Raw genomic sequence first — 21,908 nt, 5'->3', positions numbered from 1 at the left:
ACTTAAGCAAGTAACCAAGCAAGCACTTCGTCCATCTGCGTTGCTGTTTGGGCAAAAGCATGACCGGCATCATAGACTCGGGTTTGCAAATTGCAGCCACGTCTCCACTCCAAATCAGCCAAACTCGCTGCGATAGCGGACTGGTGCGGGGCCATCCCTGCGTCCATCATCTCTGTACCATGGTCCAGCCATAGCCGCCGCCCTGCGGGGTTACCGAGCTGAGCGAAGTATGTCGACCAGAGTGATGGCAATTTCGGGTAGTCGATCATACGCTCGTCATATATCGGCCAGTTCGGCGACATACACGCTGCACGACCGAAAGTCTGCTGAGCTTCTACGAAGATTGCCCCCGCCATTACGCCAGCCATGCTCGCACCAAATATCGCGGTATCGAGACGATCTGCGGACGTTCGATAGTGCGCGTCGACAAACGGCTTCAATTGATTAGTAAGGAACTGGATGAACTGCCCTGAAACCAGCGATGTTTTGCCGACACGGTTGATCTCGCGTTCGATAATGGCACGTACATCGCCATTGGCTCGATCATAGATTGTCTGCGGCATGTATTGCAGGAAGCGGTCCTCATCCAAATTGTCGATGGCAACGATCAGAGTAGGCTCAATGCTACCCACTTCCATGAGCCGTGCGATGCGGCGATCCGCTGCGAAATTGGCTCCGTCGCTATCATCTGCGAAAGCATACTGTCCGTCGAGCATGTAGATGGTACGGCAGGAGCGCTCGGTTTCTGAATAGCCGGGGGGAAGCCAAACTCGAATACGTGGTTCGGTTAAATTATCGGCGGCAAATTTGGGTAGCGTTTCAATTTGACCTCGCGGCGCTCCGCCAATAGCAAATGCCGGAGCTGCGGTTGCCACAGCAACCAGCGACAAAAATATTCGGCGATCAATCAACATTATTTGAACCTCGCAAGCAACATTTACGATAACAGAAAAGGCCGGAACTGCCAGTTCAAATCTAATCAGGACGAAAGCGGTTGGTTAGTATTGTAAGGTTGGAGTATCCAGTTCGCCGCAATGTTACCTCAAAACCGCACCGTCAGCAAACCACCTCACTTGTTGCCATTCGCAGATGCTTAACTGATCGTGATTGGCTTAAAGCAATCGGTCCGCTGTTGGCACTACAAGCAACGAAATGATGGACAAAAGCCACTCTCGCTGGCAGACGCAATTACATGTTCAAGCGGCAAGAAACTACACAGAACCCTAATTTATTCTACACAGTTCCTGCACAGGTAAATTATGTCGATATTTATCATGCAAAATCAACATAATACAGAACTACCGTCCTTAGTTCAGGATGACAAGGTTCTTTGAATATAGACGGGGGTTCTTTGAATGATAACGGAGTTCTTTGAATAAACTGACCCTATCTCAACTCAAAGCCCCCGCAACCCCGCGCTCTCAATCACCTGCGTGGCGATATAGTCCGCCGCCATATCGGCCAGTTCGCGGCCCAGGTGCCAGTCGAGTATTTGCATACCGTGAATTGTCGGCGGATTGACCAATATATCCTGTTCGCCCAGCATTTCCTTTGACGCCATCCGGCTGGCCACCACCATGGAACGAGACATAATCTCTACAATCGAGGGGAATTCGGCGGCCCGTTTGCGGCGCAGCAGCACGTCTTTCAACAGCGTCCAGCGCCCTCTGATATCGTCATATTGCACATTGGTGCGCCAAACCTCGTCGGGATCGCCGAGCGACACGACAATATTGGGGCCGGTTTTCAGGCCGTGCATCACTTTGACCGGCACATTATCGAGCACGCCGCCATCGACCAAGATATTGCCCTCGCCATCAATAAAGGGCGGCAAAATGGTCGGCAGTGAGCCCGACGCGCGGACGCATTCCCACAGCGGGCCGCGCCGGTGGATATGCAGTCCGTTGGTCGATAAATTGGTAGAAACTCCAAAGAATGCAATGGGTTGGTCGGCTATGTCGCGCGTGCCATAGCGCTGGCGCAGCTCTGCATCGAACACGGTCGGGTCGAGCAGCGAGTAGAGAGGCAGGGTCAACCGGCGCATCGCTTTGGCTTTGATGAACATCGCCTCCATTTGGTCCAATGTCTCATCCACCGACATGCCCCGCGCAATCGCGCCGCCCATCGCCGCACCCGCACTAGCGCCGCCGATGAAGTCGATCGGAACATGGGCGTCGCGCAATGCCTTCACGACACCGAGATGCGCGCAACCGAGCGCGCCGCCGCCCGCAAGCACTAACCCCACAGCGCGGCCGGTCAGGAAACGCGCGACCTTGGCAAAGTCGGCATCATCGTCCAGCGCAACATGATGGTGCAGCTTCGGTTGTCTGGGATCAATCCACTCCCCCGACTTGCTGATCGTCTGGGACGCCTTGTCACGGATCAGCAGCAATGTCCGCTGCGGTTCCGCGATCCATCCCATCGCCTTTTGCTCCATCGGGTTCAGCGCCGGTTCGCCGCGATCGGGACGGCCAACCATGACCAGCGCATCGGCGTTGCGGCAGACCTGCTCTCCCCATTCGTCCGACCCGCTGCCATCGATCAGGACATAGGCGCCCTTGGCTTCCTGCTCCGCCAGCCATGACTGATAGCTGCTCGCATCGGCCGCGTCGCAAGTCCCTTGATCCAAAGCGATAACGGGCGTGCCGGCTTTCACAACCGCCTCAAAGGCAGTGGCGAGACGCGCAAGCAAGCCATCGGGCAAGCGGCTGGTTCCAGCGGGGATAAGGGCAATGACGCGCGGCATGCTGGTCGAAATCGCACCGGCGCGGCTGGTGGCGACCACCAAACGCTCGGACACCAGCTTCAGCATCGCCTGCGTCAATTCGGGATGGTTACGGGCAATCTCGTCAAACGCAGAGCGGGAGACTTTCAGGACCATGGAATCGCGGGTTGCAATGACATCGGCGGTGCGCTTGCCACCTGCAAAGAACGCGAGTTCCCCCACGGCTTCACCGGCTTCGATATGGGCGACGATATGCTTCTTGTTGACCACAACGCGAAACCGGCCCGATTCCACGAAATAGAGCGCATCGGCGTCATGCCCCTGCGCGACCAGTATCTCTCCGCCCGACACAGCTTGCAGGGTGGATGCGGCCTCCAGCGCATCAATCGCCGTCGCCGACACGCCGTCAAACAGCGCGTGACGGGCCAGATTGGGGCCAGATACCGGTGGTTTGCTCATCCCATCTCCAAACAGGTGCGACCCCGTTTCGCCTGTTATCTGTGGTTATGGGTTGATAATCAATGCTTTTCGGCCTTTTCATATCCCCCGCACTCGAACGGTTTTCAACCTAGATCGCCCCGATCATCATAGGCATTCGGGATAGATTGGCAAAAGCATTTGCCAAAAACAGCATGGCTGCTAATCCTGTTCCAATTGTAATCAGATTACATGCTCCAATGCGGGTGATGTTTCAGCGCCCAAAAGCGCGAACAGGGAGAATTTGAGTGAGCACAGCGCCAGTTTCAGGTCTAGAAGCAGCCATTGAGCCAGTGACCAACATATCGGAATTCATCTGGGTCGGAACGTGGAACGGGGTCGAAATTCTGCCGCTCCCTCCGATGGTTGTGGCGCTCCTCGGCGCTGGCGTTTACTTCATGATCGGTCTGCGCGGCTATCCGTTACTCCGACTATTCCCAGCGCTGGCCGGTTTGTTCAAGAAATCCAAAAGCCAAGGGGCCGGTGAAATATCTCCCTTCGCTGCTCTATCCACCGCTCTATCGGGACAAGTGGGCACCGGTAATCTGGCCGGTGTTGCGACTGCCATAACATTGGGCGGGCCCGGTGCGATTTTCTGGATGTGGGTGACTGCTTTGTTCGGCATGGCTCTGGCGTTTGCCGAGGGATCTTTGGCCGTACGTTTCCGCGAACAGGCGCAAGATGGCACGTATCGTGGCGGACCGATGACCTATATTACCGTCGGACTGGGCCCGAAATGGAAATGGTTAGCGATACTATTCTGCCTTGGCACCCTGTTCTCAGCGCTTGTCACCGGAAACGGTATTCAGGCTAATAGTCTGGGCGATAGTGCCAGCGAACTCTTTGGCGTGGAAGAATGGGTCGGCGGCGCGGTCGCTGCGGTCGCGGTATTTGCGGTCATTATCGGCGGCATAAAATCCATCGGCAAAGTAGCAGAAACCATCGTTCCGTGGATGGCAGCTGCCTATCTCGCCATGGCGCTTGCCGCTTTGGCGATCAACCTGCCCTATCTACCCGAAACCTTTGGCCGGATATTCTCCGGTGCATTTAACGCGCAATCCGCCACTGGCGGTTTTCTGGGCGCGGCGATCATTATCGCCATTCGCGCCGGTGTCGCACGCGGTCTATTCTCCAACGAAGCCGGACAGGGTTCAACCCCAATTGCCCACGCGGTCGCACAGACCAATGATCCAGCCGCACAGGGCCGGTTTGCGATGATGGGCACATTTATCGATACGGTTGTGATCTGCACGATGACCGCTTTGGTTATGCTGACCGTCGCCGGTGATTTCACCTTCACCGATGCCAATGGCGTAAAGCAGGTCGTGGAACATGCGTGGCAATCCGATCTAGGTGGCTTTGCCATGACATCCGGTGCCTATGCGGCAGCCTTCCCGTTCCAGCTTCTCGGTATTCCGATCGGTACGCTTATCGTATCAGTTGCGTTGATCCTGTTCGTTTTCACGACCTTGCTGACATGGAGCTATTATGGCGAACGGGCGATAACCTATCTTTACGACCTGTTGCCGGGTTCCAGCCTGAGGGGCGAAAAAATCCTGCATGTCATATGGCGCGTCCTGTGGTGCATAGTGATCTTCTTCGGTTCGTTTGCACCGCTGGAACTGGTATGGCGTCTGGGCGATATTTCCAACGCTGTTATGACGCTGCCCAATATCATTGCCTTGCTCGCACTATCCACCGTGGTATTTGCGCTTGCGAAAGGTAACCGCACCGCCGGTACCGATCATGGCCGGGAAACACCTAAGGAGTTGCAAGAGGGCGTCACCGGTTCAGCAGGGCATTAAACGGAGCGAACATTGATGATCAGACGTCAGAACGAGGGCCAAGCAAAGGCCTCCGCCTGTCCGTTTTTCAGTCCATGGGCGCAAATATCATTTGCTCCGGTTCACCAAAACGATGCAAAGCGGAAGCGTGGCCAATCGGTCGTCTGCTGAGGTAAAACAAACATGCTCAAACGCCTTTATGACTGGATGCTTGAAAAAGCAGGCCATCGCCACGCGACCAGATGGCTAGCCGGATTCAGCTTTACGGAATCAAGTTTTTTCCCGATTCCACCGGATGTATTGCTCGCCCCCATGTGCTTGGCGAAGCCGGAAAAATCCTTCTATTACGCCCTTATCTGTTCGGTTTTCTCGGTACTAGGGGCGCTGCTGGGCTATGCCATTGGCTATTTCCTGTTCGAGACTATCGGTATAGCCATTCTCGATTTTTATGGGCTAGCCGACAAGTTCGATAGCTTTGCGCAAAGTTTTAATGAGCAAGGCTGGCTCGTTGTCCTTCTGGCAGGTTTCACGCCGCTACCATTCAAGGTTGTCACCATCGCCGCAGGCAGCACTGCGATGCCGCTCTATATCATGGTCATCGCAGCGATTATTTCCCGCTCCGCGCGCTTCTTTATCGTCGCGGCTTTGCTGCGCTTTTTCGGACCACCAATGAAAGAATGGATCGACAAAAATTTCGCTTTAACCACTGCCGTTGTAGGCATTTTATTTGTCGGCGGCTTTGCGGCCGTGCGCTGGTTGATCTGATGCCAAGAAATAGTTTCAGGCAGCACAGCTTTTTTTCAGTGGCATAGCGCCACATCATTTTCTAAAGCTGTACGATGAGCACCAGACAAGTTTCAAATAGCAACGATCCTGTGATCGAGCATGTCAGCCAGCTGATCGAGCCAATGCAAGGCGGCGAAAAGCCTAAGGAGCGTTGGCGTATCGGCACGGAGCACGAGAAATTCGTCTATTGCACGACCGACCATCATGCGCCCAGCTATGACGAACCCGGCGGGATTAAAGACTTGTTGCTCGCGCTACAGGAATTTGGCTGGAAACCTGTTGAAGAAGGCGGGAAAGTCATTGCCATGGCCGGTGATGATGGCACGGTGAGTTTGGAACCCGCCGGACAGCTGGAATTATCTGGTGCACCGTTAGAAAATCTCCACGAAACATGCAACGAAACCGGCCGCCATTTGCAGCAGGTCAAAGCCATCGGTGAAAAGACCGGCAAAGGCTTTCTGGGCATGGGTATGTGGCCGGACAAAACCCGCGCTGAATTGCCCGTAATGCCTAAAGGCCGCTACGGGATCATGCTCGAACATATGCCGAAAGTGGGCAATCTCGGCCTCGACATGATGCTCAGAACCTGTACGATCCAGGTCAATCTCGACTATATGAGCGAAGCGGATATGGCGCAGAAATTCCGCGTTGGGTTGGCGCTGCAACCGCTTGCGACCGCTTTGTTCGCCAATTCACCGTTCACCGAAAATAAACCGAATGGCTATGAAAGTTTCCGCAGCCATATCTGGTCCGATACGGATCCACATCGCACCGGCATGCTCCCGTTCGTCTTTGATGATGATTTTGGCTATGAACGCTATGCCGAATATATGCTGGACGTGCCGATGTATTTCGTCTTTCGTGACGGCAAATATATCAACGCCGCAGGCCTCAGTTTCCGGGACTTCCTAAAAGGTGAACTATCCGTATTGCCCGGCGAAAAGCCGACGATCTCGGACTGGAATGACCATATGTCCACCGCATTTCCCGAAGTGCGTCTGAAAAGCTTTCTCGAAATGCGCGGCGCCGATGGCGGACCGTGGAACCGGATTTGCGCACTACCCGCATTCTGGGTCGGATTATTATACGATCAAACCGCGCTGGATGCGGCATGGGACCGAGTCAAGGGCTGGAGCATGGAAGAACGCGAAGCGCTACGTAATGCGGTGCCGAAACAAGGCCTCAGCGCGCCGCTTCCAAATGGCGGCAAACTGCTTGATCTGGCTGGCGAGATTCTCGATATCGCATCCTCTGGCCTAACCGCGCGCGGCCGTCTGAACACCAGCGGCGATAATGAAAGCGGCTTTCTTGATCCGTTGCGCGATGTTGTAGCCAAGGGCAAATCACCGGCGGCACAGCTGCTTGATCGCTATCATGGCGAATGGAATGGCGACCTTTCCCGCATATATGATGAAATGAGTTTTTAAATAACCGTCTTATGTAACGGCATTTAACGGCTTCCTATTCCTGCCGACTGTCATGTTTTTGTAACGAAATTGCAACAGTTCGGTTGGGTTTCGTAGAATTCCAACCGTTCGCACCTGCACAAACTTGACCGCTGCCTGTCAGATGGTCAGGGGTTTCGGCATGGGGAATAAGGAAGTCTCCGAATCCAATTTCAACATAATTGCCGGAGATCATCCTCATGCGCCGCATATCTATATCTGCCATTTCTCGTTTCGCCCTTGCTGGAGCCTTGCTCGCAGGTGGCTTGTCACAGCCTGCTTTTGCCCAAGATGAAACAACAGCCGAAGACGATCAGGGTCTTGGGACAATCGTTGTGACGGCACAGCGGCGTGCGGAAAATGTTCAAGACGTTCCGCTTTCTGTTTCAACGCTGAGCAAAGACGCCCTCAACGCGGTTCAATCCGGCGGCAATGATATTCGCAGTTTGGCCGGACGCGTGCCTAATCTCAATATCGAAAGCTCCTTTGGCCGGACCTTCCCACGCTTTTTCATTCGCGGATTGGGCAATACCGACTTTGATCTTAACGCATCACAGCCGGTTAGCTTGATCTATGATGAGGTTGTGCTGGAAAACCCGATCTTGAAAGGATTTCCGGTATTTGATCTGGACCGCATTGAGGTATTGCGCGGCCCACAAGGCACATTATTCGGCCGTAATACGCCAGCGGGTATCGTAAAATTCGATACCGTCAAACCCGGCGAAACCGGCGGCTATGCGAAAGTCAGCGTGGCGCGCTTTGGTACCTATCAGGTAGAGGGCGCAGCCGGCGTTGCCGATGACAATGGTTTTTCCGTTCGTCTATCGGCGCTTTACCAGCACCGTGATGACTGGATCGACAATATTGACAACGGCTCCGGCAATGATCTGGGCGGATATGACGACATCGCCGCACGGTTGCAGTTGCAATATGAAGATGGACCGCTAACGGCGCGGCTGGTCGGGCAAGTGCGTACTATGGACGGTTCCGCTATCGTTTTTCGCGCGAACAGCTTTGCCGTCGGCAGCAACGATCTGGTCGGCCTGGGCGGAGTCGGTACAGAATTTGAACGCGATAAAACGCGTTCTGATGGCCGCAATTTTCAGCAGTTGAATAACTATAATCTCGGACTCACGGTTGAATATGACTTTGGTCCCGTCACCTTGACCTCGGTTACATCCTATTGGGAAGGCGATTTGCAAAGCCGCGGCGATATTGATGGCGGCTTTGGTAATCAATTTGCACCGGATCAGGGACCAGGATTCATACCCTTCTCTTCCCAGACACAGGATGATGTCCCAAGTCTCAACCAATATACCCAGGAAATACGCGTTGCCTCGAATAACGAGGATGGCCTTGGATACCAGTTTGGCGGCTTCTATTTTAACGAGCGCTTAGACATTACGATACTCGATTTCAGCAATCCGCAGGATGTGATTCCGGCAGCAATTGCTCGCCAACGGCAGGTCAGCGAAGCGTTCGGTATTTTCGGATCTGTATTCTATGCGTTCGATAACGGCCTGAAACTTCAGGGCGGCTTGCGGTATAATGATGATCAGCGCGATTTTGTTGCTGGACGGACAGTTGACACGCGGCCCGGCTTTTTGGGATTTGGCGGACCCGTTCCGTTTCTATCCACCAGCGTCGATGCAAACTTGCTGACTTGGGATTTGAGCGCGCTGTATGAAGTCAGCCCTGACATCAATGTTTTTGCACGCGCTGCACGCGGTTACCGCGCGCCAGCGATTCAGGGACGGTTGGCCTTTGGTCGCACGCTCTCGACCGCTACTGATGAGCGGACCATGTCTTATGAAGCCGGCATCAAATCAACATTCCTAAATGGCCGTGCCCGGTTCAACCTGACCGGCTATTATTATAATACCGAAGACTTGCAACTCACAGCTGTTGGTGGCGGTTCGAACTTCACGACGCTTCTGAACGCCAATGATGTGGAAGGCTATGGTTTTGAAGCTGAGCTGGAAGCACGCCCGGTCGAGAACCTGACCTTTACAGTTGGTGTTGGCTATAATCATAATGAGATAAAGGATGATGATCTAGCCGTCGCAGGTTGCGGCGCGCCTTGTACCGTTCTGGACCCTGAAGTTCCCGGCAGTCCCGGCATCTTCTCGATCGACGGCAACACTTTACCACAATCTCCACGGTGGACAGTTAACTGGACCGCGGGCTATAATATCCCACTGGGCAGCGGTGAAATTTATGCGTTCACCGACTGGTATTATCGTTCAAAAATCAATTTCTTCCTTTATGATTCAGTTGAATTCAGCGACGATAAGCTGCTCGAAGGCGGGTTGCGTGTCGGTTACCGTACCGGAAATGGCCGCTTTGATATTGCCGGGTTTGTGCGGAACATAACCGGAGACAAATCAGCCGTCGGCGGAATTGATTTTAACAATTTGACTGCCTTTGTGAATCAACCCCGTATTTACGGTTTGGAAATTGGTACGAAATTCTAGATCAGTTTTTTGGCTCGTCATCCCAGAATTGTAAGGGATGACGAGCTGTTCGCTTAAGTTGCAATCCATATTATTGACATTTTCGGACAGCCGCTAAAATTGAAACGTCGTTTGATCGGGATTGGCGATTTCTTCTGCCTCTATGTCTTCCACTCCCTCCAGATTCGCGAGCGTTAAACCCAATAGCCGCACTCCATTTTCAACCGGCATGATGCTGGCGAGCAATTCGCGGCCAATATCGGAAAATTCCGCCTTGCCTTCAACATTGCGTTCCAGTGATTTGGATCGGGTAATCTGCCGGAAGTCGGCATATTTGGCCTTGAGCGTAACCGTCCGGCCGCGCGAACCGGATTTCTCGATACTGTTCCAGACGATATCGATGATCGTCTCCATCGCCTGCTCCAGATCGGTATCACTAACCAAATCAGCCCCATAAGTGCGTTCGCCACCAACAGATTTGCGGATGCGATTGGGTTTAACTTCACGGTGATCCACGCCGCGAGAGGCGCGGAAGAGATAACCTGCCGATTTACCGAAATGCTGGCGAAGAAACTCCTGCGACTGCGCCCGCAAATCAGCGCCGGTATGGATATCCAGCTTCGCCATCCGCTCCCCGGTCTTAGGTCCAACCCCAAAGAAACGCCGCACTGGGAGCTGCGCGACAAAATCGGCGCCCTGATGCGGTTTAATCACACAAATCCCATCAGGCTTATTCTGATCAGACGCGATTTTGGAGATAAACTTGTTATAGCTCACCCCGGCGCTGGCGGTCAGTCCCGTCTGTTTCTTGATCTCTTCGCGAATCATTTCGGCTATCCGCGTCGCATTGCCGATACCCATCTTGTCTTGCGTCACGTCAATATAAGCTTCGTCAAGCGACAGCGGCTCCACCAGATCGCTATGGGTATGAAATATCGCACGGATTTGCTGCGACACTTCCCGGTAAACATCAAAGCGATGCTTTACGAAAATCAGATCGGGGCAGCGCCGTTTTGCCGTGACCGATGGCATGGCCGAGCGCACTCCAAATTCTCGTGCTTCATAACTTGCCGCGGCGACAACGCCGCGCGCGGCCGAACCACCCACCGCCACTGGTTTACCGCGCAGCTCCGGGTGATCGCGCTGTTCAACACTCGCAAAAAACGCATCCATATCGATATGAATAATTTTACGGATGCCAAGCTGCTCGGGCATTAATAGTCTTCGGTATCTCGGCGATATAGTTCCAATGTTTCCGGCGACACGGCCATACGTACCATGTCTGGGAAACTCGCCCGCGCACCGCAGCTGACATAGTCCATCATCGGGCTATCGTCATCGCCCAGTAACTTCCCGCCCTTATAGATTTCGATCCGTCCATCATAATAGCGCAAGACCGGGAAGTTTCGGGTGCCATCATTTTTGACTTCTGATAGGCCGTACCAGCCGGTTGCCCGGTCAAAGTGCAAACCCTTCACGCTGATACTACACAGATGCGCATTAGCCCCAACTGCATCGCCTCGCGCTTCGATACTGCCGTCCGCGCTGCGCTTGATCAGCACACTGGACCGCGATGCGGCGACTAGCATCGGGACTAGTTGGGTATAGCTTTGCGACTGGATAATATCCGCGGTCAGCGGCAAAACCTCTTCGACAAACAGAGCTTCCTCACCGCTTTTAAGCCAAGCTGGTTCCCCTAACATTCCGATCAACTTACCCACTCGCCGGTCATAAGCCTGATACAAGCAATCCGCGGGATATTCCTGCGCAGCACAAGCATTGCGCTGTTTCAGCCAGGTTTTCTGACTGGCCAATACGTCAGTACCCTGTTTTCGAGCCGCTTTATAAAGCACGCCCATTTGCCGGTCGGATTGTCGTATGCTGCTATTATAAGGTCCGCAAATCTCTTTCTCGATTTTCGTCCCGGCTTTGGCGCAGTCAAAAGAAGGGACGTCATCTGCCTTGGCCCCCAACGCAGACGCCATCAGCACCGCCCATGTTTCGGGCAGTACCATGACTTTTTTATCGCCGCCGGACAAGAATACCGCGCCCATATTGCTGGCATCCTTAAAATCGATCAGCTGGCGCGGACTGATCACCGTCTGGTTTAATATCGCTCCGGTCATGTCGGCATCATAAAAACCAAAGCTGCTAATATCGGCAAAAGCCAGCTTCGCGCCGCGTGCACTAATCCCGTTGCGGGTCAGAGGACAGCCATCACTCACGGTGATCCCGCAGTCGAATTTAAATCCGGTCAAATCGGCGCCATCGATATTCAGGCCCTCGACATCGCCGTCCCACCCGCCATCGAGTTTTCCGCTGGTCCAGTCTGTGCCAATGGCATCTACCCGGGCAAACACACTGCTGCGGATCAGGATGTCCGACATCTTAGCGTCTGACATGTTGGCGGCTTCAACATTAGATTTGATGAAACCCAGACCCGGCGCCGTCATTCCGCTCCAGTTCGACTGGCTAAGATCGCTCTCCACAAAACAGATATTAGACAGTTTAACGCCAGTAAAATTCCAGGCAGAAAAATTGCCGCCTTCTATTAAGATAGTTCTATCGCCAGCCGCTTGCGAATAGCCAGCCAGTTGCTCGGGCGAAGTTATTTTGCTGCCGTCATAGGTCCGCATGGGCTCTCCCGCACGTTCGCCATCAACACTGCCATAGATATTGCCATAGGCATATTGGCAGCCCGGTACCGGCGGCGTACGCAGTTGCGCGGAGGCGGGCGCTGCAGCAAAAAGCAGCGTCAACATGCCATGATAAAACCATGATATCTTCATTTTAATCACGATGCCGCAAAACTCCTTTTCTGTTTCAATAGCATTTTAGCCTATAGCCACGAAGAATATTCCTTGCCATAGCCCGTCGGTGAACAACAAGTCCCTCCCCTTTTCAATTGGTCGTATTGAGCTGATCGTCATGATGGCCAGCCTGATGTCGCTCAATGCGCTAGCAATCGACATCATGCTGCCGGCACTGGGTCTGATTTCCGAAGATTTTGGGCTGACGGGTGAGAATGACCGACAATGGATCATCACATCCTATATTTACGGCATGGCAATTGGATCCATCATTTACGGCTCGTTAGCGGACCGTTATGGCCGGAGACCAGTGCTGTTGACGACGATCACCATTTATGTCGGTTTTGCAATATTCTGTGCGCTTAATCAGGATTACAACCTTCTGTTGCTGGCACGATTCATTCAGGGTCTGGCTGCATCGGCCATGGGCGTGCTGGCTAGCAGCATCATCCGTGACCGCTATGACGGTGATGCCATGGCGCGCACAATGTCCACAATCATGATGGTCTTCATGGCGGTTCCAGTCATGGCGCCAATGATCGGACAACTCGTATTGATCTTTGCGCCATGGCAGACGATTTTCATAGTGCTGTCGGGTTTCGGATTGCTTGTCCTGACCTGGATATTCATCCGCCTTCCGGAAACATTGAATCCAGATGACAAAACATTGATAAACATATCATCGGTGACTAGCGCTTGGGCTGGTGTGATCCTGCATCGCAACGCTGTCGGCCACGTCCTTGCCAGTGGCCTTATGATGGCGCCTCTTTTTGCCTTTATTGCTTCCGCACAACAAATATTCTTTAATACTTTTGACGCCGCAGATATTTTCGTTTTCATTTTCGCTATCAATTCCGTCGCCATGGCATTCTGCAATTTCATCAACTCCCGCATCGTCATGCGATTTGGAGCGCGGCGAGTGTCGCAATCGGCCCTGATTTTCTTCATCATCGTGGCACTTGTCCATCTGGCTATAACGTTGGCGGGTTGGATCACTATGCCAATATTCGTTGTCCTGCTAGCCGTATCCATGGGCATGGTCGGTTTTACCGGCGCGAATTTCAGTTCGATCGCCATGCAGCCGTTCGGCAAAAATGCTGGTGTTGCCTCCTCGTTCCAGAATTTCATGAGAACCCTTATATCGGGTGCTATTGGTGGGACTGTTGGCCTGCAATTTGATGGATCTACCCTGCCACTGGTCACGGGGTTTTTCTTTTGCGGCAGCGCAGCATTTCTGTTCATTCTATGGGCAGAAAAAGGTGTGTTATTTCGGCGTATTCAGACAGGGGTAACCGAAGAGCAACTATTGCCCAGAGGATAGTTATCTTTGAAATGAGCGGAGCAAGGCCAGATGAAATCGTATCACATCGCGAAAACAACCCTTTTGATTGGCAGTATGTTGCTCGCGGCCCCAGCATTGGCCTCTGACTCAATAAAAGGCAATTGGGTTACACAAGACGGCGATGCGATTATCAAAATCGATCAGTGTGGCGACACGGTCTGCGGACGGATACACAAATATCTGGTCACACCGCCCAATGGTGTGAACCAGAAAGACACCAAAAACCCCGACAAAAATCTACGCAACCGCAAATTGCTCGGCACTGCGATTTTAACCGGTTTCAAACCGGATGGAGATATTTGGCGGGGGAAAGTTTACGATCCCAAGAGCGGAAAAATCTACCGCTCCGAAGTCAATCTGGTTTCACAATCAAAGCTCAAAATGAAAGGCTGCATCGGCCCGTTCTGTCAGGGTCAAAATTGGACCCGAGCAAAATAGTTTACCATCATCGCGCGATAATCGTTCCGTCGCCGCGACCCACTCACTAAACAAGGCAGCGGCTTCTTCAAAAGCTAGCTTTTGAGATTATTCCTCCGCCAATATCCAGTCCACGGCCGCATCCGCATGAATCTCCGTGCTGTCATAAATCGGTAGAATATTCGCTTTGGTGTCAATGATCAGGTTCAGTTCGGTACACCCCAGCACGACCGCCTCAACATTGTTTTTGTCAATATTGGTGATGAAGGTTTTCATCGTCCGTTCAGAATCGCGTGTCACTTTACTGAACATCAATTCTTCGTAGATAATCCGCTCAATCTCGTCGACCCGGTCTTCATCCGGCGGAGTCAGCGTAATACCCTTTGAAACCAGCCGCTTGCGATAGAAGCCTTCCGTCATAACATTGCGAGTACCGAGCAGCGTCGCGGTCTTGATCCCGTCTGCGACCATCTTATCACCCACAGTATCAGCGATATGCAGAATCGGCACACCAATTTCGGGTGCAACCTGATCATATACTTTATGCATTGCGTTCGAGCAGATGAGGATCGCCGTCGCACCGGATTGTTCCAGCCGCTTGGCAGAACGGGTCATCAGGCCTGCCGCCGCGTCCCAGTCATGATGCGATTGCAGCCGCGCATATTCGCAGAAGTTGACGCTTTCCATCAACAGATGTGCGCTATTATACCCGCCCAGCTTGCGCTGCACTTCACTGTTTATCCGGCGGTAATAAGATTCCGTAGAGACCCACGACATCCCGCCAATAAGACCTATTTTGCGCATCGTTAGAAAATCCCTGAATATTATCGAATCAGGCGGCTATAGCGCCTTTACGATATCCTCACACATTTTCTTGGCGTCCGACAAGAGCATCATCGTCTGGTCCATGTAAAAAACTTCATTGTCGACGCCGGCATAGCCGACACCGCCCATAGAGCGTTTTACAAAGAAGATGGTCTTGGCTTTTTCAACATCGAATACCGGCATCCCGTAAATTGGCGAACCTTTGTCGGTTTTCGCGGCAGGGTTCACAACATCATTGGCGCCGATGATAAAAGCGACATCAGCCTGCGCAAATTCGCTGTTAATATCCTCAAGTTCAAACACTTCGTCATAAGGTACATTGGCTTCAGCCAGCAGCACATTCATATGACCGGGCATCCGACCTGCGACAGGGTGGATCGCATATTTGACGTTCACGCCCTCTTCTTTCAGCATATCGCCCATTTCGCGCAAAGCATGCTGGGCCTGAGCCACCGCCATGCCATAGCCTGGAATGATGATGATATTTTCCGCCTGTTTCATCATATAGGCAGCATCTTCGGCCGAACCGCGTTTCCATGGACGATCGATTTTTTCGCCGCCATCGGAAGACCCGCTGCTATCTGCGCCAAAACCGCCAGCAATCACGCTGATGAAGCTGCGATTCATCGCTTTGCACATGATGTAGGACAAGATTGCACCGGAAGAACCCACAAGTGCACCCGTAATAATCATCGCGGTATTACCAAGGGTAAAGCCCATAGCCGCCGCAGCCCAGCCGGAATAGCTGTTCAACATAGATACAACCACTGGCATATCCGCACCGCCGATGGGGATGATCAGGAGGAAGCCGATTACAAAGGCTAGCCCCACAATGATCCAGAAAATTGTTGCCGTTTCAACCGTCGGCAAAATCGCGAAATAAGCGGTAAGGCCTATGATAGCAGACAGCACGCCCAGATTGAGGACATGGCGGCCCGGCAGCATGATCGGAGCACCCGACATATTGCCGTTCAGTTTCAGAAATGCGATGACCGAGCCAGAGAAAGTAATCGCACCAATGGCAACGCCTAGGCCCAGCTCAATGCGGCTGACGACCAATATCTCGTTATTGGCATCCAAAATTCCGAAAGCGGCCGGGTTTAGATAGGCTGCAATACCAACAAGCACCGCCGCCATACCGACAAGGCTGTGGAAAGCCGCCACAAGTTGCGGCATATCGGTCATCGCGATCCGGCGAGCAGTGAAGAAACCAATCGCGCCGCCAATGGCGATGGCGCCAGCAATTTCCGGCAGACTAGCGATACTATGGGTCCATAAAGTCGTGACCACGGCAATGAGCATGCCGACCATGCCATAGCGGTTACCGGAACGGCTGGTTTCCGGAGATGATAATCCCCGAAGTGCTAAAATGAACAATATGCCAGACGCCAGATAAGCCACGGCAACCCATGGATTTACCGGTTCACCCGATGATGCCATTGCTGGCGTCGCAAAAAATAGCGCCGCTGCGCCCGCCAATAGTGCGCGCATTATTTGCGCTCCTTTTTCTTATACATCGCGAGCATACGCTCGGTCACGGCAAAGCCGCCAAATATGTTTACGCTGGCAAGAACGACGCCGACCAGACCCAGCCATTTAGCGGTTTGACCACCATCGGCTTGCGATCCTGCGGCCGCTGCAATGAGTGCACCCACGATAATCACCGAGGAAATGGCATTGGTCACCGCCATCAATGGCGTATGCAGAGCCGGTGTCACCGACCAGACCACATAATAGCCCACAAAACAGGCCATTACGAAGATTGATAATATTGATATAAAGTCCATTTTAAACGCCCCCTAGTTCGCCAGAAGGCGCTCATTGACAACTTTACCATCTTTGGTCAGTCGTATGCCAATCGTCACTTCATCGTCATCAGGAAGCACTGGCCGTTTGGCCTCTTCATCCCAATAAGCGCTGAGAAAATTATATAGATTGCGGGAGAATAACGCAGAAGTATCTGCTGCCATTTTTGATGGCATATTATTGGCCCCGACAATTTTCACGCCGTGTATTTCAACCACTTTACCTGCAACAGCGCCTTCGACGTTGCCGCCTTGTTCAGCTGCAAGGTCAACTATCACGCTACCCGTACGCATAGTGGCAATCTGGGCATCGCTGATCAATCGCGGAGCCGGACGCCCCGGAATCAACGCGGTGGTAATCACAATATCCTGCTTGGCAATATGTTTGGACACCAGTTCAGCTTGCGCCTTTTGATATTCCTCGCTCATTTCGGTGGCATAACCGCCGGTGCCTTCGCCTTCGATACCGGCGACATCTTCCACAAATATCGGTTTTGCGCCGAGCGATTGAATCTGTTCTTTAGTAGCAGCCCGTACATCGGTGGCGGAAACCTGCGCGCCTAGCCGCCGTGCAGTGGCAATGGCTTGCAATCCAGCGACCCCAACCCCCATGATAAAGCAGCGCGCTGCAGAAACTGTGCCTGCAGCTGTCATCATCATCGGAAAAGCGCGCCCATAATGGGATGCTGCTTCCAGAACGGCTTTATAGCCGGATAGATTGGATTGGGATGACAATATATCCATTGATTGCGCGCGGGTGATTCGCGGCATGAATTCCATCGCCAGCGCATCAATGCCAAGCTTGGCATATTCATCAACGCGAGCCCGTTCACCAAAGGGGTTGAGGCTGGCAACCAGCCACGCTCCCTTTTTCATACCCTTTAGCGATTTCGGATCCGGTCCCTGCACACCCAACACGATATCGGCATCTTTCAGAATGGCAGCCCGGGTACCAATACTAGCACCTTCTGCCTGATAGTCTGCATCCGCAACCGACGCCGATATACCAGCGCCTTTTTCAACCGCGATGGAGGCACCCAGCGCCTTGAACTTCTTTACCGTTTCCGGAGAAGCACTGACCCGCCGCTCACCATCAGTGAGTTCCTTTAATACCGCTATTTTCAAGAAACATTCCAATCAGGTAACAAGAAGAGTGATGACCAATATCGCTACCAGAGCGGCAATGATGCTGCCAACCTTCAACCAAGAAAGAAAGCGGCCATAAGTCTCTTCCGCAAATTTCATATTATTATTATCAGAAGTCATGATTCCTCCAAATATTCTACCAAAGCTTGACGGGGCTCTAAACAACAATGTCTGAAGGCTCAAGACTAGTAAATTAATTAGAGTGATAGGAAAAATCGCCATGTCTTAATCTGGTCTTTACTCCTGCTTGTTACAGAATTGGTTCATTCTGGCACATATGGGATTAAAATGGCGCAAAACGGCACCAAATTACTGATGTTAATCGACGATGAGCCAGCACAATGTCGGTTGGTCGCCGCCCTTGCATCACGCGCCGGTTATCGGACGATCTTTGCACGAGACGCAGAAACAGCAATCGCTACGCTGGGCACACAGGATGGGATGATGCTGGATGCCATCATATTGGACCATTGGATCCCCGGCTCCGAATCTACCGAGCTGATTGCCGAGCTTAAATCCCGCCGTCCGGCTCTGCCGATTTTGATGCTCACAGCCGTGGGTTCCATCACAGAAGCCGTTGACGCCGTACGTGCCGGTGCGATTGATTATCTCATCAAACCTGTAGCGCCCGAACGCATGCTGCAAGCACTAACCTCAGCGGTGGAACATTCCAAAGAAGCCGGAGAATTACAGCCGCTTAGCGAAAAAATCTCTGCCCCACTCGAATTTGAAGAAATTGTTGGAGCCGCTCCCGCCTTTCGCGCAGCCCTTGCCATCGCAGCAAAAGCTGCGCGCGCGCGGGTGCCCATTCTGATCGAAGGTGAAGGCGGCGTCGGCAAGGAAGTCATTGCCGACGCCATTCACGCAGCCAGCCCGCGCGGCAAATTGCCAATGCTCAAAGTCAATTGTGGTGCCATTACCGGAAACTTGCTGGATTCCATTCTTTTCGGCCATGAAAAAGGCGCCTTCACAGGGGCTTTTGATCGCAAGATCGGCCTGTTGCAGCAAGCTGAGGGCGGCACGATTTTCCTCGACGAAGTCGACCGTATTCCGCCCGAAACCCAGGTGCGCTTGCTACGTTTCCTGAAGACATCCGAAATCCAGCCGCTGGGCAGTCCCAATAGTTACCAGATTGATGTTCGCATAATTTGCGCAACAAACCGCTCATTGGGTCAGGAAGTTAAAAAAGAGCGGTTCCGCGAAGACCTCTATTACAGCATGAATGTGGTTCAACTTACTATCCCGCCGCTACGGGACCGTACCGGCGACATTCCGGCACTAGCCCGGCATTTCCTGTCACGACTGGCGCTGCAACCGGGGCTTCGCAGCCTTGGCATTACCGACGAAGCGCTTATGCTGCTGCGCAGCTATCAATGGCCGGGCAATGTCCGCCAATTGCAAAGCGTATTATTCCGCGCCGCAGTAATGTGCGACCGTGATGCGCTGACCTGTAATGAATTTCCCCAAATAGCGTCTTTTGTAGCAGAATCGGGCGATGCCCATCCGCATTTGTTGAGTAGTCCGGAAGGCATCGGCATTACCCTCTATTCTCAGGATGGCAACTTGCGTCCGCTGGAAGAAATTGAGGCCGATGTAATACGCCTTGCCATCGGGCATTATCGTGGCCGGATGACCGAAGTCGCACGTCGCCTTGGAATTGGGCGCTCGACCCTCTACCGCAAATTGGCGGATCTCGGAATCGACAACGCCGCTTAATTAGGTAGCTCGTTTAAATCCCCATCATCTTCCCAGTTGATGTTTAACGCTGCACTCCCTAAGTCTATCAAATATGAGAAACATCCGATCCATCGTTCCGATTAGTGCTGCTTTATCCGCAGCCTTGATTCTATCCTCTTGTGGTAAACAGGAAGCCGTCGGCGACGTGCCATCCAGTGAGGAATTAGCCAAACAGGCCGATGCCGCCAGCAAAGCGATTCGAGAAGAAAATGCTGCTGCGAACGCGGATGGGGATGCTCCCGTCGTTATGGATAGCGCGCAGATGACCAGCTATACAAACGCGCTGCGCGGATTTTCGATCATGGTTCCGAAAAGCTGGGCCGTCGATGAAAAAACCAGCGATGATAATGGTCGGCATTTTAACGACACCGGATCTGATGCGATGCTCCGCGCTGTCTGGATACAAAATCGCAATGATGGTGATCTGACCGCAACGATCAAAGAGCTGGAAGATGCCGGAGACGGAATGACCGGCGCCTATGTAAACAAAAATGAATATCGCGCATCCGGCACGATGGGCGATGGCAGCAAAACTGCCCAGCGTATCTTACGCAAACCCGACGGCACCATGATCAGCGCGAAAATAACTTATTTAGCGGACGATGCAAAAACGATGGATCCGTTGGCGGCCCAGATATTGGATAGCCTTACACTACAATAGGTCTCAGGCCAATAAATGTAGTGATCAAATAGTCCGAAATCTATACTCTAGTTTCTGACTTAACGATTCAGCTTTGCGTCTAGGAAACCCGGAACCGGCCCATTCCAACCGTCATCGGTTTCTTCAACCAACTTCGGCTTGGAAGGCTGTTTCTCTGGCTTCATAACCTTTTCGGCAGATTTTGGAGGACGCCTATTTGTGTCGGTAGCTTTGCTCGTGTCGGCAACCGGCTCTTGGGATTGCTGATTCTTAGGCTTGTCGGCCTTCGGCTCCGCTGGTGTCTTCTTCACAAATGGCTTTTTACCGCCCTGTTTTTTCTCAGGCTTAACGCTGCTGCTTTCACGTACCGGAAGCTTCATCCCGGTCAGCTTTTCAATGCTATCGACATGCTCTTCATCACGCTTGGTGACAAATGTGATCGCAATACCGGTCGCCCCTGCCCGTCCGGTTCGACCGATCCGGTGAATATAATCGTCTGGGTGCCAAGGAATATCATAATTCACAACATGGCTAACGCCTTTGATATCCAGCCCGCGCGCGGCAACGTCGGACGCGCATAAAATATTAATCTCACCCGACTTGAAACGATCCAGCTCGGCAAGCCGCGATCCTTGATCCATATCGCCGTGAATTTGCCCTGCATCAAAACCATCTTTGCGCAAGCTTTCGCATAAATCGCGGACTTCGGTTTTACGGTTGCAAAAGATAATCGCCGTATCAACGCCGTCATTGTCCAATATACCGTAGAGCAACGAACGCTTAGCCTTTGGTGCGACATGGATGATCGATTGATCGATTGATGTATTCGCGGTTGCCGGTCGTGATGCTTCGATATATTTTGGATTGTTCAGAAACTGATCGGACAATTTTTTAATCGGGGGCGGCATAGTGGCGGAAAATAACATCGTCTGCCGGGTGGACGGCAGCTTAGAACAAATTTGCTCAATATCGGGAATGAAACCCATATCCAGCATCCGGTCCGCTTCATCGATGACAAGCAATTCACAGCCTGACATCAATATCCGGCCACGCTCAAACAGATCCATCAACCGGCCTGGTGTAGCGATCAGGACATCGACACCTTTTTCCAATGCCTTAATCTGATCTCCCATCGACACGCCGCCGATAAGCAGTGCCATGGTAAGATTATGATTTTTGCCATATTTCTCAAAATTCTCTGCGACCTGTGCGGCCAATTCCCGGGTCGGCTCCAGAATCAGCGACCGCGGCATCCGGGCACGCGAGCGGCCATGTGCTAAAATATCGATCATCGGCAGCACGAAGCTAGCGGTTTTACCCGTACCCGTCTGCGCAATCCCGATAATATCTTTCATCATTAAAACTGACGGAATAGCCTGCGCCTGAATGGGCGTTGGTTCATCATAGCCGGCATCAGCTACCGCTTTTAACAATTCAACAGAGAGGCCTAGGTCGGCAAATTTCATAGTTTTTCCGGATAATTACGGTGCATTGGCGCACAATCAACGAGCCTGTA

18 protein-coding genes are annotated in these 21,908 nt (G+C 52.6%); 8 read left to right on the top strand and 10 right to left on the bottom strand.

Annotated elements, in window-relative coordinates; translation table 11 throughout:
- Positions 1–2 precede the first annotated feature (2 nt).
- Complete coding sequence (locus tag V7676_RS12415; protein ID WP_335660009.1) at positions 3–914, bottom strand: alpha/beta hydrolase; 912 nt, start codon at positions 912–914, stop codon at positions 3–5.
- Between the two features lie 482 nt (positions 915–1,396).
- The gene (locus V7676_RS12410; RefSeq protein ID WP_335660008.1) at positions 1,397–3,184 is read right to left on the bottom strand and encodes a cyclic nucleotide-binding and patatin-like phospholipase domain-containing protein; all 1,788 of its coding nucleotides are present in this window, start codon (positions 3,182–3,184) and stop codon (positions 1,397–1,399) included.
- A 266-nt stretch (positions 3,185–3,450) separates the two neighbouring features.
- Here V7676_RS12410 and V7676_RS12405 point away from each other — a divergent pair, with 266 nt between their 5' ends.
- The 4 genes from V7676_RS12405 (at position 3,451) to V7676_RS12390 (ending at position 9,691) form a co-directional block, all read left to right on the top strand.
- Positions 3,451–5,007: an alanine/glycine:cation symporter family protein gene (locus V7676_RS12405; protein WP_335660007.1), complete on the top strand. Its 1,557-nt coding sequence runs from the start codon at positions 3,451–3,453 to the stop codon at positions 5,005–5,007.
- Between the two features lie 162 nt (positions 5,008–5,169).
- Positions 5,170–5,751, top strand: a complete 582-nt coding sequence (locus V7676_RS12400; protein WP_335660006.1) for a YqaA family protein — start codon at positions 5,170–5,172, stop codon at positions 5,749–5,751.
- Between the two features lie 74 nt (positions 5,752–5,825).
- Positions 5,826–7,199 (top strand): glutamate--cysteine ligase, encoded by a 1,374-nt coding sequence (locus V7676_RS12395; protein ID WP_335660005.1) that lies wholly within the window; start codon positions 5,826–5,828, stop codon positions 7,197–7,199.
- Between the two features lie 218 nt (positions 7,200–7,417).
- On the top strand, positions 7,418–9,691 hold the full coding sequence (locus tag V7676_RS12390) for a TonB-dependent receptor (protein ID WP_335660004.1): 2,274 nt from the start codon (positions 7,418–7,420) through the stop codon (positions 9,689–9,691).
- Between the two features lie 93 nt (positions 9,692–9,784).
- Here V7676_RS12390 and dinB read toward each other — a convergent pair whose 3' ends face one another.
- Both dinB and V7676_RS12380 read right to left on the bottom strand, forming a co-directional pair.
- Positions 9,785–10,885, bottom strand: a complete 1,101-nt coding sequence (gene dinB / locus V7676_RS12385; RefSeq protein WP_335660003.1) for a DNA polymerase IV — start codon at positions 10,883–10,885, stop codon at positions 9,785–9,787.
- Positions 10,885–12,468 carry a hypothetical protein gene (locus V7676_RS12380; protein WP_335660002.1) on the bottom strand — a complete coding sequence of 528 codons (1,584 nt, stop codon included), beginning with the start codon at positions 12,466–12,468 and terminating at the stop codon, positions 10,885–10,887. The genes dinB and V7676_RS12380 overlap by 1 nt, the downstream gene beginning before the upstream one ends.
- 79 nt (positions 12,469–12,547) lie before the next feature.
- On the opposite strand from V7676_RS12380, the gene V7676_RS12375 reads away from it, so the two are divergent.
- Positions 12,548–13,801, top strand: coding sequence for a multidrug effflux MFS transporter (locus tag V7676_RS12375; RefSeq protein ID WP_335660001.1), 1,254 nt, complete (start codon positions 12,548–12,550; stop codon positions 13,799–13,801).
- Positions 13,802–13,831: 30 nt separating this feature from the next.
- Positions 13,832–14,260 (top strand): DUF2147 domain-containing protein, encoded by a 429-nt coding sequence (locus tag V7676_RS12370; protein WP_335660000.1) that lies wholly within the window; start codon positions 13,832–13,834, stop codon positions 14,258–14,260.
- Between the two features lie 87 nt (positions 14,261–14,347).
- Here V7676_RS12370 and V7676_RS12365 read toward each other — a convergent pair whose 3' ends face one another.
- Genes V7676_RS12365 through V7676_RS12345 form a run of 5 tightly spaced genes read right to left on the bottom strand, consistent with a single transcriptional unit; the run spans position 14,348 to position 18,135 of the window.
- On the bottom strand, positions 14,348–15,043 hold the full coding sequence (locus tag V7676_RS12365; RefSeq protein WP_335659999.1) for an aspartate/glutamate racemase family protein: 696 nt from the start codon (positions 15,041–15,043) through the stop codon (positions 14,348–14,350).
- A gap of 36 nt (positions 15,044–15,079) precedes the next feature.
- Entirely contained in the window at positions 15,080–16,504 is a 1,425-nt protein-coding gene (locus tag V7676_RS12360) for an NAD(P)(+) transhydrogenase (Re/Si-specific) subunit beta (RefSeq protein WP_335660103.1), read from the bottom strand.
- A gap of 50 nt (positions 16,505–16,554) precedes the next feature.
- Positions 16,555–16,851, bottom strand: coding sequence for an NAD(P) transhydrogenase subunit alpha (locus tag V7676_RS12355; protein ID WP_066743604.1), 297 nt, complete (start codon positions 16,849–16,851; stop codon positions 16,555–16,557).
- 12 nt (positions 16,852–16,863) lie between these two features.
- Positions 16,864–17,994, bottom strand: a complete 1,131-nt coding sequence (locus V7676_RS12350; RefSeq protein WP_335659998.1) for a Re/Si-specific NAD(P)(+) transhydrogenase subunit alpha — start codon at positions 17,992–17,994, stop codon at positions 16,864–16,866.
- A gap of 12 nt (positions 17,995–18,006) precedes the next feature.
- Positions 18,007–18,135, bottom strand: a complete 129-nt coding sequence (locus V7676_RS12345) for an aa3-type cytochrome c oxidase subunit IV (RefSeq protein ID WP_335659997.1) — start codon at positions 18,133–18,135, stop codon at positions 18,007–18,009.
- A 168-nt stretch (positions 18,136–18,303) separates the two neighbouring features.
- Between V7676_RS12345 and V7676_RS12340 the strand changes: the two genes are divergently transcribed.
- Together V7676_RS12340 and V7676_RS12335 are read left to right on the top strand one after the other, a co-directional pair.
- A complete protein-coding gene (locus V7676_RS12340) occupies positions 18,304–19,731 on the top strand; it encodes a sigma-54-dependent transcriptional regulator (RefSeq protein WP_335659996.1) in 1,428 nt (475 codons plus the stop codon).
- Positions 19,732–19,804: 73 nt separating this feature from the next.
- A complete protein-coding gene (locus V7676_RS12335) occupies positions 19,805–20,413 on the top strand; it encodes a hypothetical protein (protein WP_335659995.1) in 609 nt (202 codons plus the stop codon).
- 59 nt (positions 20,414–20,472) lie between these two features.
- Here V7676_RS12335 and V7676_RS12330 read toward each other — a convergent pair whose 3' ends face one another.
- Positions 20,473–21,858: a DEAD/DEAH box helicase gene (locus tag V7676_RS12330; protein WP_335659994.1), complete on the bottom strand. Its 1,386-nt coding sequence runs from the start codon at positions 21,856–21,858 to the stop codon at positions 20,473–20,475.
- Positions 21,859–21,908 lie beyond the last annotated feature (50 nt).

The organism is Parasphingorhabdus sp. (assembly GCF_036963805.1).
Classification (GTDB): Bacteria; Pseudomonadota; Alphaproteobacteria; order Sphingomonadales; family Sphingomonadaceae; genus Parasphingorhabdus.
This window is presented reverse-complemented; position numbering and strand designations above follow the sequence as displayed.

Bases quoted from the DNA above. Each gene is read 5' to 3' on its own strand.
- V7676_RS12390 (WP_335660004.1), top strand. From the start codon at position 7,418: ATGCGCCGCATATCTATATCTGCCATTTCTCGTTTCGCCCTTGCTGGA.
- V7676_RS12370 (WP_335660000.1), top strand. From the start codon at position 13,832: ATGAAATCGTATCACATCGCGAAAACAACCCTTTTGATTGGCAGTATG.
- V7676_RS12360 (WP_335660103.1), bottom strand. From the start codon at position 16,504: ATGGCATCATCGGGTGAACCGGTAAATCCATGGGTTGCCGTGGCTTAT.
- V7676_RS12365 (WP_335659999.1), bottom strand. From the start codon at position 15,043: ATGCGCAAAATAGGTCTTATTGGCGGGATGTCGTGGGTCTCTACGGAA.
- V7676_RS12400 (WP_335660006.1), top strand. From the start codon at position 5,170: ATGCTCAAACGCCTTTATGACTGGATGCTTGAAAAAGCAGGCCATCGC.
- V7676_RS12415 (WP_335660009.1), bottom strand. From the start codon at position 914: ATGTTGATTGATCGCCGAATATTTTTGTCGCTGGTTGCTGTGGCAACC.
- V7676_RS12345 (WP_335659997.1), bottom strand. From the start codon at position 18,135: ATGACTTCTGATAATAATAATATGAAATTTGCGGAAGAGACTTATGGC.
- V7676_RS12340 (WP_335659996.1), top strand. From the start codon at position 18,304: ATGGCGCAAAACGGCACCAAATTACTGATGTTAATCGACGATGAGCCA.
- V7676_RS12410 (WP_335660008.1), bottom strand. From the start codon at position 3,184: ATGAGCAAACCACCGGTATCTGGCCCCAATCTGGCCCGTCACGCGCTG.
- dinB (WP_335660003.1), bottom strand. From the start codon at position 10,885: ATGCCCGAGCAGCTTGGCATCCGTAAAATTATTCATATCGATATGGAT.
- V7676_RS12395 (WP_335660005.1), top strand. From the start codon at position 5,826: ATGAGCACCAGACAAGTTTCAAATAGCAACGATCCTGTGATCGAGCAT.
- V7676_RS12335 (WP_335659995.1), top strand. From the start codon at position 19,805: ATGAGAAACATCCGATCCATCGTTCCGATTAGTGCTGCTTTATCCGCA.
- V7676_RS12355 (WP_066743604.1), bottom strand. From the start codon at position 16,851: ATGGACTTTATATCAATATTATCAATCTTCGTAATGGCCTGTTTTGTG.
- V7676_RS12330 (WP_335659994.1), bottom strand. From the start codon at position 21,858: ATGAAATTTGCCGACCTAGGCCTCTCTGTTGAATTGTTAAAAGCGGTA.